10 protein-coding genes are annotated in these 14,536 nt (G+C 45.0%); 1 reads left to right on the top strand and 9 read right to left on the bottom strand.

The genetic code is table 11. The annotated features are described in order from the left end of the window. Positions 1 to 8: 8 nt before the first annotated feature. The 9 genes from ACE04G_RS20775 to ACE04G_RS20735 all read right to left on the bottom strand — a co-directional run bounded on the left by ACE04G_RS20775 (position 9) and on the right by ACE04G_RS20735 (position 13,074). A complete protein-coding gene (locus tag ACE04G_RS20775; protein ID WP_221824859.1) occupies positions 9 to 1,727 on the bottom strand; it encodes a hypothetical protein in 1,719 nt (572 codons plus the stop codon). Positions 1,728 to 1,748: 21 nt separating this feature from the next. Continuing rightward, a complete protein-coding gene (locus ACE04G_RS20770) occupies positions 1,749 to 2,621 on the bottom strand; it encodes a carbohydrate ABC transporter permease (RefSeq protein ID WP_076249554.1) in 873 nt (290 codons plus the stop codon). A gap of 39 nt (positions 2,622 to 2,660) precedes the next feature. Then, positions 2,661 to 3,563 (bottom strand): ABC transporter permease, encoded by a 903-nt coding sequence (locus tag ACE04G_RS20765; RefSeq protein ID WP_062834078.1) that lies wholly within the window; start codon positions 3,561 to 3,563, stop codon positions 2,661 to 2,663. Positions 3,564 to 3,675: 112 nt separating this feature from the next. After that, positions 3,676 to 5,277 carry an extracellular solute-binding protein gene (locus ACE04G_RS20760; protein ID WP_221824862.1) on the bottom strand — a complete coding sequence of 534 codons (1,602 nt, stop codon included), beginning with the start codon at positions 5,275 to 5,277 and terminating at the stop codon, positions 3,676 to 3,678. Between the two features lie 587 nt (positions 5,278 to 5,864). Next, entirely contained in the window at positions 5,865 to 8,108 is a 2,244-nt protein-coding gene (locus ACE04G_RS20755) for a helix-turn-helix domain-containing protein (RefSeq protein ID WP_339184510.1), read from the bottom strand. Between the two features lie 21 nt (positions 8,109 to 8,129). Further along, on the bottom strand, positions 8,130 to 9,353 hold the full coding sequence (locus ACE04G_RS20750; protein ID WP_260633020.1) for an MFS transporter: 1,224 nt from the start codon (positions 9,351 to 9,353) through the stop codon (positions 8,130 to 8,132). Positions 9,354 to 9,402: 49 nt separating this feature from the next. Further along, positions 9,403 to 10,455: an ROK family protein gene (locus ACE04G_RS20745; RefSeq protein ID WP_221824869.1), complete on the bottom strand. Its 1,053-nt coding sequence runs from the start codon at positions 10,453 to 10,455 to the stop codon at positions 9,403 to 9,405. 35 nt (positions 10,456 to 10,490) lie between these two features. Beyond that, a complete protein-coding gene (locus tag ACE04G_RS20740) occupies positions 10,491 to 11,696 on the bottom strand; it encodes an ROK family transcriptional regulator (protein ID WP_221824870.1) in 1,206 nt (401 codons plus the stop codon). Positions 11,697 to 12,234: 538 nt separating this feature from the next. Beyond that, positions 12,235 to 13,074, bottom strand: coding sequence for a YitT family protein (locus ACE04G_RS20735; protein WP_017688839.1), 840 nt, complete (start codon positions 13,072 to 13,074; stop codon positions 12,235 to 12,237). A gap of 374 nt (positions 13,075 to 13,448) precedes the next feature. Here ACE04G_RS20735 and desA point away from each other — a divergent pair, with 374 nt between their 5' ends. Next, positions 13,449 to 14,507, top strand: a complete 1,059-nt coding sequence (gene desA / locus ACE04G_RS20730; RefSeq protein ID WP_091016855.1) for a Delta(5) desaturase DesA — start codon at positions 13,449 to 13,451, stop codon at positions 14,505 to 14,507. Positions 14,508 to 14,536: the final 29 nt, after the last annotated feature.

The raw sequence follows: 14,536 nt of genomic DNA, 5'->3' as shown, positions 1-14,536 counted from the left end.
TTATCTACCTATTTATTCCTCAAACCGTTGTCTTCACGGAGAGTCAATTCAAATCTCATCTTGTTTGCCGTCTTCCCAGGCACATAACGATAGATGATCTCCGCATGATTCACGTACATTAACACAGATGGTTCAGGCGCTTCAGCCTTCACGGCACACGTAAGTCCAGGGAACTGCCATAACGCTGGTGTAATATCCTGCTGACGAAGGGATGGCCCTCTGATTTCAAAATAAACATCGATCTCTTCCTCCGTATAGAGCTTCACATCAATGGTTAACGAATCAGGTGTGAGATCCGCATCGAACGTTATTCCGCGCAGATGACTATTCCACCCCTCGCCCACCTCACGGCGGATCAAGCGAAGATAATAACGCTCCCCCGTCTCTGTCTGCCAGTGGATCGTGGCTGGATGCATCTGGCCGTTGGTATTCACACTTCCCGACATGGCCCCGATCATCCGGTCCTCACCAATCCAGGCTTTGGCTGTACACAAATTCCGATTGGACGTTGGATCATTGCGCTCACACAGTTCCATGAACTGTTTCTGCACAAGCCGATCCTCTTGATGATCCTTGAAATATGGCACGGCTTCAGCGGGCACATCCACCCCAAGGAGCGCAATCAATGGATCATGCCCAGATTCACAGTTGATTCCTGCCAGATATTCATAGCCTTCACCGAGCAAGAGATAGATAAATACACCGATCGAACTATGTTCTCGCATCTCCATGTCGTACGCCCGAGAGAACGGGCCGGAGAGATTTTCGAGGTTGGCATTGTAATATAGCGCAATGTTATTCCACAGCCCATGTTCAATCCGGTGTCCAATTTCGATCAAACGTTCGGTGAGTCCATACTTTCGATACATGCCAAGCACGGACAGATCCACCCCATAATACGTTGTCGTATTGAACTCCGCGAATGTACCATCGTATTGTTCAAACTCTTTTATCAACCCCTCCGCCTGTTCATCCGAATGCTGAATCCAATCTGTTCGGTTCAAACGATGGCCGTAGTAGTGGGTGATGAAAATATGCATTAACTCAATATTGGTGTTCATCGGGATTACGTCCGATAACCTGCGTTCTATTGATCCTTGAACAGCCAGTTCCATCGCATAATCCATCCGTTTCACGAGTGTCTCCGGCAGTAGATCGGCGAATTCAGCAGTTACAACCACACAGACACAAGCGATAAACTCACGCCAGTTGGGATCATAGCTGATCCAGACTGGTGGCAGAACCTGATTCACTGCCGAATAAAAAAGGTTTTTCAGTTGTTTGGGGTCTGCTGCCTCTGTTAGCAGAGAACCCTCTTCCTGTAGTTTATGGATAAACTGCGCAGACACCTTCTCAAAGGTGCGTTCCAGGAAATAGGCCGTGCCTGGCGCAAAAGATTTCCAAGCGTAGTGACCCGCTGGTGGATGCACATCATTGGGTCGGGTCGCGAAGGTCCCGTGATAGATCTCATCCGGAGCGTCATATTGAACATCGAGCACCTTGTGGAACACTCCTATCGCGCGTTCCACATCACCAGGCTCATTTCGAATCAACAACCCGAGTGCATAATGTGCACTCGCTCGTGTGCTGTGCTGCGATGAATCCTCCTCTTCAAAACTCCGAAGCAGATCCAATTCCTCGTCATAAAAGCTATCCATCATCAACATGGACTGATTTATAAGATACTGCTGCTCTTTCGACATCTTCTCTACCATTCGTTGTGTCATGTCATGGACCTCCCGAGACTGTTAACCTTTTACAGCACCTACCATTACGCCACTGATAAAGTACCGCTGCAACCACGGGTACACAAGCAGGATCGGTAACGTGGAGAATATAACACTGGCTGCTTTCAGACTCTCAGGCAGTACTTGAACAGCACCAATGCCTTCGTTCTGCATCAATTCTGTAATCTGGTTTTGCTGAATCATCTGATACAACTTCAATTGCAAAGGATATAGCTCAGGCTTCGTAATATACATGAGTGCATCCTGGAAACCATTCCACCGTCCTACCGCGTAGAATAAGCTCAGTGTCGCCATAACCGGTAGGGACAGCGGCAAGATAATGCGCATAAGTGTTCCGAAGTGGCTGCTTCCATCAATGCCTGCTGCTTCTTCCAGACTTTCAGGAATACCTCGGAAGAAGGTAATGAGGATAATCATGTAGAACGGACTAATCAATCCAGGCAGAATAAGTCCCCATGTGCTATCGAGTAAATGTAGATTTTTGATCAGAATGTACTCGGGGATAATGCCGCCACTGAAGAACATCGTCACCACAATGACAAGCATGAACCACTTGCGCCCTTTCAGATTACTCTTCGCCAGTGGATAAGCTGCTGCGATAGTCATCACCATGCTTAGCACCGTACTCAGGACGGTCAGCCAAATGGTATAGATCAGGGAACGAATCATTGATCCATCTGCAAATACTTTGGTGTACGCCTCAAAGGACAACTCTTTGGGGAAAAAGGAAACTTCTCCTGAACCGATCGCCCGGTTTGAACTGAGCGAGATCGCAATAATATGAATGAATGGTGCAAGGCACAGCACCATCGTAATGATAATAAGAATGACGTTTACCGTGTTGAATATTCGATTCGCCGTGTTTTCAGACATCTCACTCACTCCTTACAGATCATATGTGAATCTAATCCACTACATAATGCTCTCATCAGTTAATTTCTTGGACGTGTAATTCGCTCCCAGTATGAAGACAAGTCCAACTAATGCCTGGAACAAACCTACAGCTGTTGCGAGCGTGACCTGACCAGATTGTAAACCGACACGATAGACAAACGTGCTGAGTACATCCGAGTATTCACGTACAGCCACGTTTCCGATAATAAACGGTCGGTCGAAACCGATGGAGATCATGTTGCCGACATTGATGATCAATAAGGTAACAATCGTTGTTTTGATGCCTGGCAAGGAGATATGCCAGATTCTGCGTAACCGACTTGCTCCATCCACTTCAGCCGCTTCGTAGAGTTCCCGGTTAATGCCCGTCAGGGATGCCAGATACAGAATCGTACCCCAGCCTGCACTCTGCCACACACCTACCGCAAGATACGTAAAGAGCCAATAGTTTTTGTCTGAAAGGAAAGGCAATGGATCAAACCCCATGCTCATTAAGATATTGTTAATGAAACCGGATTGCGTACCAAATACCTGAAGTACGATTCCTCCAATAATGACCCACGAAATAAAGTGAGGAATGTACAGTAAGGTCTGTGCCAACTTTTTGAACCAGGCCTTCTTCAGCTCGAATAATAAGATGGCCAGTATAAGCGGCGCCGGGAAGGAAACCAGTAAATCCAGCATGTTTAGCACTAACGTGTTGCGTAATGCCGTGTAGAACCCCTGATTTTGAAAAACTTCTCTGAATGCATCCAAACCAATCCACTCACTACCAGAGATCCCTTGAAAGAAGTTAAAATCCTTGAACGCAATCTGCACGCCATACATTGGCCCATACTTGAAAATAATGAAGTAGATCATGGGCAGTAGGAGCAACGCATATAGTTGCCAGTTTCTGCGGAAATAGATGCTTGTTTTCATAAACCTTCCCCCCATGTCATTCAGGATTCTTCATCAAGGCGATGTTGCCATCGCCCTAATAAAATCCCTGTTCTTTGTTGTCATACACATTTAGATGTGATCTCTACTCTACTTATTTCATCGCTTTGTAAGCTTCTGTACGTTCATCCAGGATTGCTTGACCACCGCTCGCCATGTAGTCCTTCATCATGCTGTCATACGTGGCTTCAAAATCAGCGGGTTTGGAAATGGTAGTTTTGACGAAAAACTCCATGAACTTGTCTTTTAAACCGTTACCGTAACGTGCTTCTGCATCAATCGGTTTGGAGAAACGTACTGGTTGAATGGTGTCCGTGTTAGAGATCGCTACCGACTTGCGCATATCATCCCGATACTTCGACTCTACCTGTACGACATAGGCCTCTTCATTTTTCTTGTCATCCCCAACGTATTTACCGTTCACGATAATGGCAATGTCACCGGAATTATAGATACGGCCTGCAATTTCAGGAGAAGCATCATCTTTGATCAGTGGTACCCCATCCACAAGTTCATAGTTCTCGTTTTCAACACCGAATTGCAGGTCGAACAGGTTGTTGCCCGAAGCCATCCAATCCAGATACTTCATCGCGGCTTCCGCATTTTTGCTCGATTTCGGGATCATGACATACATCGCATTGGGTGCATATGCCGGTTTGGCAAATTTGCCTTCCGAGTTTTTAAATGCATCAATTGGTGTAATCACTGCACCCGGTTGATTGGTTTGCAGGTTTTTGTACGTACCAGAGATATAAATCTCCCCTGCATCCTCAGTGTAGAATCCAACTTTCCCGTTAGATACATCTTCCCACAGCTTTTTCTTGTCTTTGTCGAGTCCAAAGTCCTTGCTCATTAATCCTTCATTATAAAGTGTGTTCATATATTTCAGGGCGTCCTTGAAACCAGGCAACAACGTTGGATAGTCATTGGAACCCAGTTGCTGCGTTAATGTATATTTCTGTTCTTCCGTCAGCGGTTCAATGAATGACCAGATCAGTGGTTCATATTGAGCCGAGGCAATCGACATCCCCATCGGAATAAGTCCTGTACCGACTTTACCCGGATCTTTTTCCTTAAAGGCCTTCAGTGTTGTATGCAGCTCCTCAGCTGTCTCAGGGGAAGGCAATCCGAGCGCGTCCAGCCAGTCCTGACGGACATAGGATGCGTACTTGCCAAGTACAAGACGTTTACCTGGAACCGCGAACTGTTGTCCATCGTATTGACCGTAGGCCAGCGTTTCATCTCCCAGGAACTTCTTCAGGTTAGGACCACTTTGATTGATCAGATCCGTAAGTTCGGTCAGACCTCCTTGCTCTGCATACCGGTTGAATGTTCCCGAATCGTAGGTAAAGACGATATCAGGTACTTCAGAGCCACTCGCCATCAGAACATTAAGCTTCTGTACTTCCTCCGAACGTGGTACTGGAACAAATTGAACATCGATGTTGTTTGGATCACCAAACTTCTCTTGAATGAAGCGAGTCAGATAACTGTCCGAAATGGTGTAGCCCGCCGGGGTGTTTCCCCGGTCGAAGATTTCTACTTTCAAAGTTGTTTTTTCCCCCGAACCCGACTCTCCTGATGAAGATGTCGATTCGCTTCCTGATGAACATGCAGATAATAATAGAGCGAACGCTGTTACCACTGCGAGGATTGAACTTGCCTTGCCTGCCTTACGTCTTTGAAATAATCTCATTTGACCTTTCCCCTTTCGCACACTCTCTGAATGGATTCACATGATTGCCACTCCACTTTGTTCATCCCATTTTGTTGCACCTGTGAATGTCACTAATCATTACATACGATCTGATATTTAGACAATAAACTATTTTCAAAATGTAAAACTCACGGTTTTTAAGTTAAATACTGCGATATATAAACATAATTCCTGACAATATACAATTTTCACACCTTTAATGTTAACTACAGTAACATAAAATGTTGTATTCTATTTGATTTCTCATACCCAATCTGGCATCCCCCAACTTGCAATAATCTTTTTTCCATTAAATATCTGTTCAAAAAATGAAAAAGAGACCACATCTTATGTGATCTCCTTGTTTAGCAACACGAGTAGAACGATTCGACGTATTAATTCCTTGGCGGAAGATTAAACTTCATTTGACCAAACAAAATATCGATGGCATTTCCCGCATGTAAAAAATCTCCTGCAAAGGAAGACAAGGTTAAGGACCTTATTCCCTCATACAGGAGATTTCATGGATATCTCTAGGATTATTCGATTTCCCCCGATACCCGGATGTTCTAACACGTGCAATTCCGTTATTGATCTCCTTGTTTTCCACTCTGCTTGCGGTAGTCCCCTGGTGTCACGCCCATAATCCGTTTAAATACTCTGCCGAAAGAGATGGCATTGGCATAACCCACTTGCAGAGCAATATCCTGAACAGCCATATCGGATGCAGACAACAGACGGCAGGCCTTTTCGACCCTCAGTTTTACCAGAAAATCAACAAACTTCATTTCAAACTCTTCCTTGAACAGATAACTCGCATATTTGCCCGAGATCTGGAACCGATCACTCAAATGTTTCAGCGACAGATCCGGATCATCAAAATGCTCTTCAATATAGATCCGCAGCTCGTTGATCATCGCGCGATGACTTTTCGTTTCATTTACAGACACATAATTGCGATAAACCTCTTTAAGCCACTCCTGCAAAATCTCTTGAATCCCCTCCAGTGTCTCCACCTGCTGGATATCACTGCGAAGACGAGTCAGGATTTCCTCGGCAAATTGGCTTTGCAACCGCTCAGACAGCTCCCCGAATTCACGGGACAACATCTGGATTAACGCCTGCAGCAACATGCGAATATCGTGATCTGTAATCTGATCTTCGCTGAACGCAACAAACATCTGGTCCAGCTGCGTTCGCCAACCATCACCGGTTAGTCTAAATTCACGGACAAAGTCTGCGAGCATCTGCAAATACTTGTACGATTGCAGCTCAATACGATCCGGCAGTTGCTCACTGAGAACGATGGCATCTTTACCAAGCGTAAGTCTATGCTGCAAACCCGCATCTGCACTCGCATAGGAACGAGTAATCTCCTCCCAGCCCGGTACGGTTCGTCCAATCCCGAACGTAAACCGTAAGCGGAAGTTTTCCGCAATCCACATATGCATCTGCTTAGCCAGATCCATAAGTAATTCACGATCCAGTCCTTCCTGCTCATCCGATGCAATCACTACAATAAGCCTGCGGTTCCCAAACCATTCAGCCCAACCGCCGAACTGGGTCTCATTCTGCACAAGTTCTTCCACTACGTTCATAAGCGCAATCTTCAGAATATTCTGATTGGTCGAGAGATCGTCACCATTCATCTCCGCAATGAGGACTGCAACACTCTTCGGTTCCATGAATCGTTCCTCTAGCGGTTGCAGATGGCGAAGTCGCTGACGGAACGAATCCATTCGCTCTCCTTCCATCAGATCAACAAGCAACTGTCTGCGATGAATCAGCAAGTTTTCATGATGTTGTTTCTCATAGTCAACCGTCTGAGCAATCAGATGTTCCAGCGCACGATCGATGAGTGCCAGTTCATCTTTGACGGATGGAGTTGCTTCATCCTCCTCGGCACGTGGCTGTAACGCCTGAATTCGATTCATGATCAGCTGAATGGGGCGTGTATTTCTGCGAGTAATGTAGATTAGTCCAGCCACCGCACCAACAATCGTTAATAATCCAATACCGATCCACACATAAGAGACAAGGGATACCCATGAATACAGCTGTCCGGATTGAATACCACTCTCAAAGATCAGACCAAGCTTGTCCGCAGTCACACGATTAAGGATTTCACCTGCTGAAGGGTCCATTTGATGGGCGGTATAGATCAGATTGTCGCTTTTATCCCGAACCTGAAGAACAGATAACTTTTCATTGGTCATGTTATCAATCTGCCGTTCCACTGCATACATGCGGATGGTAATGACGAGTAGTCCTTCCCCGCCCCACGGTAAAGGAAGCCATTTATTCATGCTAATCACCTGTGAAGGTACGTCGAAGGAACGTTCCTTATAATCACGTGGCAAGTTCCAACCGAGGTTCTCGCGATCTTTCAAGGCTTGCTCAATATAGTCACGATCTTCGAAATCTTCCAAACGCATCATGCCTCTGGGCGTAAGAATCTGGGAATCGGACATACGATAGAGATAAATGGATTGAATCATATCCTGCTGATCCAGCATACGTCCCAGTCCACTTGCCGCATCATAGATGAACTGACTCGATAATTGTCCCTGTCCAGCTTCCAGAAAGCGACTATATGTCTTGTTTGCACCAATGTCTTCAAGCAACCGAAGTTCAATGTCACTTAGCGAGCGCTCCAGTGTATCCACGATATAGCGGGTGGAGATCATGTCGGCTTTTTGAGTTTCGTTACGTGAGAGTTCGTTGACAATCAGGAAGGAGAGAAAGATCAGAATGGAAATCGTAAGCAGAAAAATAGGAAAATACGAATACATTAACTTGGTGTGCCAATTCCGCTTCAGATTTACTTTCATAGGCTCCAACTCCTTCCATCTCTATTCTAATGAGTATACTCTTCTCTGTTCTTTGGCCTGCCTGCTGACGATATACAGAATCACTGATCCTAGTGCTGCACTGATCGTGCAAGCCAGATACATCAGTGATGGACCGCCGGAATCGAGCAAATATCCGTTAAGCATATTACCAACAATTCCGCCCAGGCCAGCAAATACCATGTTAAATAAACTTTGACCTGTGGCCTGCATCTCCCGTCCCGTAACGGAAGCCACATATTCCACAGCTGCAATATAAAAGAATCCGAAGGATAACCCATGCAGCACCTGAACGCCAATCATGACCTCAGGCGATGGCCATAGCCATTGTATTCCCCAACGTAACATATACGCCCCCGCTGCAAGCAGCATCGTCCGTTCATGTCCCCATTTTCGGAGTATGAATGCCGCTGCCAACATGGATGGAACATTAGTAATTGACGCCAGCAACAGTGCTGTACCTGTCATGGTCACAGAACCGCCAGCCATCTGAAATGAAATAACAAAAAAGGAGTTAAACGCAGTGAGCGTTTGGTTAATCAGGAAACAACCTGTTAGAAATAGAAGGAATGTCCGGTTTCGGAGCAATCTTGCCAAACCTACGGAGAAGGTTACCGAGGACGAGGATATGCTCGTCTGCCGGGGAAGTGTACTTGCCAGTATAGCGCTCAGAATGTTAAACAGGAGAAATGGCAGCCATAACATGTGAATGGAAAACTGGGAGAGATACATCCCTGCGGCAAATCCCCCAACTCCCGTTCCTATGCTGCCGAAGAGTCGGATCATGCCATATGAGGTGTTCGCGGCTCTCGCAGCTGTAACCGCATAGGAGTCAGCAACGGGTATTTGAGTCACTTGGAATATAGTGCATAAAGTATAAATCAATATTAATATAAAGTACACTTGAATATTGTAGAAATACGCTAACGATGCAGGAACAAGCAGGCTTATCACCAGTACGAACCGTGTCTTTTTAAACTTGTCTACCAGAATTCCCCATATAGGTTGAAGAATAATGGATACAAGTGTGCCAAACGCCATAATAAATCCGGTTTCTTTACTGGAAAACCCTTGTGCTACCAATATGGGATTAATGTACGGATTAAACATCCCCCCGGCAAGCCCCATAAACAGATATAGCCCCTGCAATTGGAGTAAAACACGTTTTGCATCATTGGAATCGGCTTTTGTTTTCTCTGTGTAAGCCTTCATATGTCTACTTCTCATCCGGATCTCCATCCTTTATGTCTGTAGTTGCTTCGCCTATTCTCTATTTTTATGTGCGTGTCAGACTCGACTTGATTGCAGCCAATGCCCCGATTGCTCCTGCTTTGTTCCCCAGTTCAGCTACAGCTAAAAGTGTAGGCAGAACAGTATAACGTTGGAGGCGTGTATGCACTTCATTTAGATAATAGGATGGGTTGGATGCAGCCACGCCACCACCGATCACTATAATGGAAGGATTGAGTAAAGCCGTAATATTCGCCAGACCTCTAGCCATATAACGCATGGGCAGTTCCAGAATTTCCAGGGCAGCAAGATCACCCGATTCCGCTGCTTTGAACACATGCCTGGCTTCAATCTGTTCCGATTCCCCTCCTGCCAGACTCATGATCACGGATAAGGAACTTCCCTTTCCATCAGCAAAATACCGCCTTGCCTGTTCCGTAATTCCGGTACCTGAAGTCGCTTGCTCGAATACACCAAATGAATCAGCATCCGCAACGTAGCCTGAATGAAGCCCTTCGTCTCCTGCAATAAAATGCCCAATCTCGCCGGCTGCTCCATGCTGACCACTGTATAGCTGTCCATTCAGAACTAGTGCAGCTCCAATGCCGGTTCCAACCGTGACCATCACGCAATGGCGATGTCCCTGCGCTGCCCCTTGATCATATTCTCCCATTGCGGCCATATTCACATCGTTATCCAACATGATGTTCCCGGTGTAATACTTCGCAATAATAGGACGAATATCTTGCTCAGGCCACTGAAAAGCTGGAGCATTTCGCAGTATTCCTTCCTCCTGCAGAATCACACCAGGAAATCCCAAACCTGCACCTGAAAGTTGATTCAGACTGCACCCCACCTCACGGCAGAACGTTTCCAGTTCAGCGAATAACCATCGGAAAAACACATCCGGCTGATCACTGGCAAGAGTAGGCAAGATTCGTTCATGAACTTCATTTCCAGCCTGTTGTGATGACAAGAGCATTAATGTTTTGGTGCCTCCAATGTCAATACCTGCAATCCAGCCGGATGGATCCCCTCCAACCGTACCATTCTGATTGGACTGATAATCATTACTTACGTTTTTTACGGATTCTGTCATGCCTTTCCCTCCTCACATGTTGTCTATCCAATCTCTTATTCCATGGCTTCCTGCTGAAGGTTCAGCATCGTTTGTTGTATGGCTACTTGTACCGCACCAGTGACAACAGCCTGCTCACCAAGCTTGGAACAGATTAACTGTGGTTGCACCGGGAATTGCTCAGAGATGATCTGCCTCAGTAAAGGCAATAACACATCACCGTTTCCTCCTACACCTCCGCCAAGCACAATGAGATCCGGAGCAAGCACAACGCTAATCTGACGCAGAGCGGAAGCAATCTTCTGGCTGTATTGTTGTAGAATCTCTACAGCCTCTACTTCTCCACTGCGTGCAGCTTCGAATAACTTCTCAGGAGTCAGGTGTCTGTGAAGAACATCCGCACCCGAATGAGCAGCCTCCAATAATAGTTCATCATGCTGATCTAGATCATCTTTTGCCAGTTGCATCAGACCATCAGCGGACAGCACTTCCTCCAGACGTCGGCCATCGTCCACCAACATCTCCGCGATCTCTCCAGTTAAGCCACCTAAACCTCGAAGCAGTTGGCCATGTACCATGATGCCAGCGCCCGTCCCTGTACCGATGGAGAAAAAAACAAACAAGGGATACCCTGCTGCTGCACCACTCCGATACTCCCCAAGCGCCGCAAGATTCACATCATTTTCCAGTATTACTTCACAGGGAAAAGCTCCTGACAACGACTCTAGAGAGAAAGCTTCTTCCAGACCCGCTAACGGGTCCACAATACGATTGATACGCCCTGAATCAGGCAGCACTACGCCTGGTATACCGAACCCGATGCACTGAATCTGATCCCAGTTCAGATGATTCTCATCAAGCAGTTCGTTCATATGGCTTCGAAGAAGCTCCAGCATTGTCGCTTCTGCTCGCTCATAAGCTCCTTGAACAACCATGGGATATGTTCGATAGGCAATGATCTCTCCATTCAGATCGGATAACGCAATCCGAATACGTGTTGCACCGATATCTATACCACAGACATAATAAGCCGTTTCATTGAAACGAATGAGGGTTGCTTTTCGACCCTGAGCGTTGTCAGCTCGCCCCATTTCCTTCACCAGATTACGGTCAATCAGATGTTCGACCGCCAAAGATACCGTTGGTTTACTAAGTCCGGTCTGACGGCTGATATCCGCTCTCGACATGGTTCCCTGAGTTATAAGAACATCCATGATGAGATTTTCATTCAGATTGCGAATATATTGCGGTGTGCCAGCCATATTATCGCCTCCTCCTATAGTTAGTTAAGTTTATTAACAAAATAATTAAATTCAATATATCATCGTGCTTGGTAGGTGTACAGCTTTTTGTCATTGCACTCTTTTACTAGAAAGAATCACACCTTCACCTGTAACACAAAAGCCTAATAAAGGAATTATTATACAATAATAGACGTTTATACATTTCCGAAACAGTGACCTGTTCATAGAATACCTTATCACGATCAGGGAGGTTTTAATATGTACAGAAAGCATCATAAATGTCATCATCCAAGACCAAAGTGTTTTTACAAAAAAATTACGAAAACTTGTGTTACCAAAGTTAAATATGTCCCTACAAAGTGTAAAAAACACTGTCATGTCACTGTTGAATATTGTGGAGTCAAAAAAAGAAGACATTACTAATACTCTTTTGCCCTTCTCTTCGGAGAAGGGTTCTTTCTTATCGAACTAGATTAATACCGCATACCATTAACCTACCAAAAAAAGTTGCGGTGATATTCACCGCAACTTTTTCTTCCTTATATACATATATTCATCAAGTTTTGGAGAGCTCAATAAATCCTTCACCGAAAACATCACGCACGTCATGAATGGTGATAAAAGCAATCTCATCTTCTGCTCGTACAATCTTCTTCAGCATAGAAACTTCCTGCTTGCTAATCACAATGTATAGAATTTCTTTCTTATTTTTTGTGTAATAGCCATGACCGGACAGGACGGTTACTCCGCGATCCATCTTCTCAATGACTTGCTTTGCGATTTCATCCTGTTTGGAAGAGATAATCATAACGGCTTTTTTCGGATTGAGCCCTTCAATAATGAACTCCATCGTTTTGGTTCCAACAAACAGCAAGACAATTGTACACATTAATCCTTGTGGTCCAATGATGAAGTATGAGGAGAAAGCCACAATCAGATCGAAGAACAGAAGTCCGTAACTGATATTCCAATCCAGATATTTGTTGGCAAGTCGGGCCAGGATCACTGTTCCCGCCGTTGTGCCTCCCACTCTAACAATCAAGCCAATACCAAGACCGGCAAATAATCCAGCAAAAATGGTATTGATCCAGAGTTCATCCGATGCAATCGTCCAACTCTCCGTCAGATGCAGGAACAACGAGTTAAATACCACTGCAATAATTGTATATACCGTAGTCGTTTTATCTAGAAACCGATATCCCACAATTAACAAAATACCGTTCAGGATCAAGTTCATCAGTCCAGGGGACCATTCAAACAGGTAATACAAAATAATCGTGATACCCGTGACGCCGCCTTCAGCCAAATCGTTCGGGATGACAAACAGGTTCACCGCCAGTGCAAACAGAAATGCACCTGCCATAATAAATAGGATATCCGTAATTCGTTTCTTCATTATGCATTCCATCCAATCCATCAGAAATCAACCTAATCGACCCGTCTCATAAGTTGTCATAACCACTCAAGGATAGATTTTACCATGCTCCCAACAAAATTTGTATACATAATACAAATTGTTGCGTAATTTGTGCAAAGGAATTAGTAAAACCTGCTCTTCTGTCTTCTGTAGAGCTATTGAGTATCATACACCCATGACAAATGTCATGGTCCATCGTTGATATTCATCATTACAGAAGGCTGACGTTTATGACTTACTGTCATGTTCGGATTGTTTTACAATGATAAAAACGCTTCCCACAGGAAAGTCTAGCGGGAAACGCCAAGTTGTAGCTGATTACAGTTATAACGATTGAAGGAGGACACAATTTTATGAACAGATCAAAAGAAATGGCCTTAAAAAAAGAAGTTACCCCTTACGAAAAAAATGATCTCAGACTAAGTATCCGCCAGTTAATCAATACATTGCTCCCGCTCTTCTTGTTATGGGCTGCAGCTTACTTTAGCTTATCGGTTTCCTACTGGCTGACCTTCCCGATTGCCTTGGTGGCATCCGGATTTGTACTGCGGACCTTTATTATTTTCCATGACTGCTGTCATGGTTCATTCTTCAAGAGCAAACGCGCCAATGATATTCTCGGTACCATTACTGGTGTATTAACAGTTACACCCTATCAGCAGTGGAAAAACGAGCATTCTATCCATCACGCAACAAGCAGTAATCTTGACAAACGTGGTGTAGGTGATATCTGGGTTATGACGGTTGACGAATATAAAGCAGCTTCTCCTTGGGGTCGTCTCTTCTATCGGATTTATCGTAACCCGTTTGTATTGTTTTGTATCGGACCCATTTACGTGTTTCTGTTGGCTTACCGTTTTAACCGTAAAGGTGCTAGACGTAAAGAACGTATCAATACACACCTGACTACCGTATTGATCGTAGTGCTCTATGCATTCATGTCCTGGTTAGTCGGATGGCAGGCTTTTGTAATGGTGCAGGCACCTATCTTCTTCTTCTCCGGTTTCTTTGGGATCTGGCTGTTCTACGTTCAACATCAGTTCGAAGAGACGTATTTTGAACATGAAGATGAGTGGAGTTATGTAAAAGCAGCTGTTGAAGGCAGTTCTTATTACAAATTGCCAAAATTATTGCAATGGATCAGTGGTAATATCGGGTTCCACCATGTGCATCACTTGAGCCCGCGTGTACCTAACTATTTCTTGGAAGAAGCACATAACGCAACACCACCTTTGCAAAAAGCAACAACTATTACACTACGTTCCAGTCTGGTTGCCCTGCGCTTCCGTCTGTGGGATGAAGATTCCAAACAGTTTATTAGCTTCAGACAGCTCAAAAACTTATCCCGCAAGCCGTATGTTCAACCGCCTATCCGAGTAACCAATCCAGCGGGTCTGACAGAGAAGCCTTAACTCTGTCGGATTCGTTTTCTTGTGTTCAA

This window comes from Paenibacillus sp. AGC31 (genome assembly GCF_057334655.1).
The sequence above is the reverse complement of the archived record's forward strand: the minus strand, read 5'-3'. Positions and strand labels throughout refer to the sequence as shown.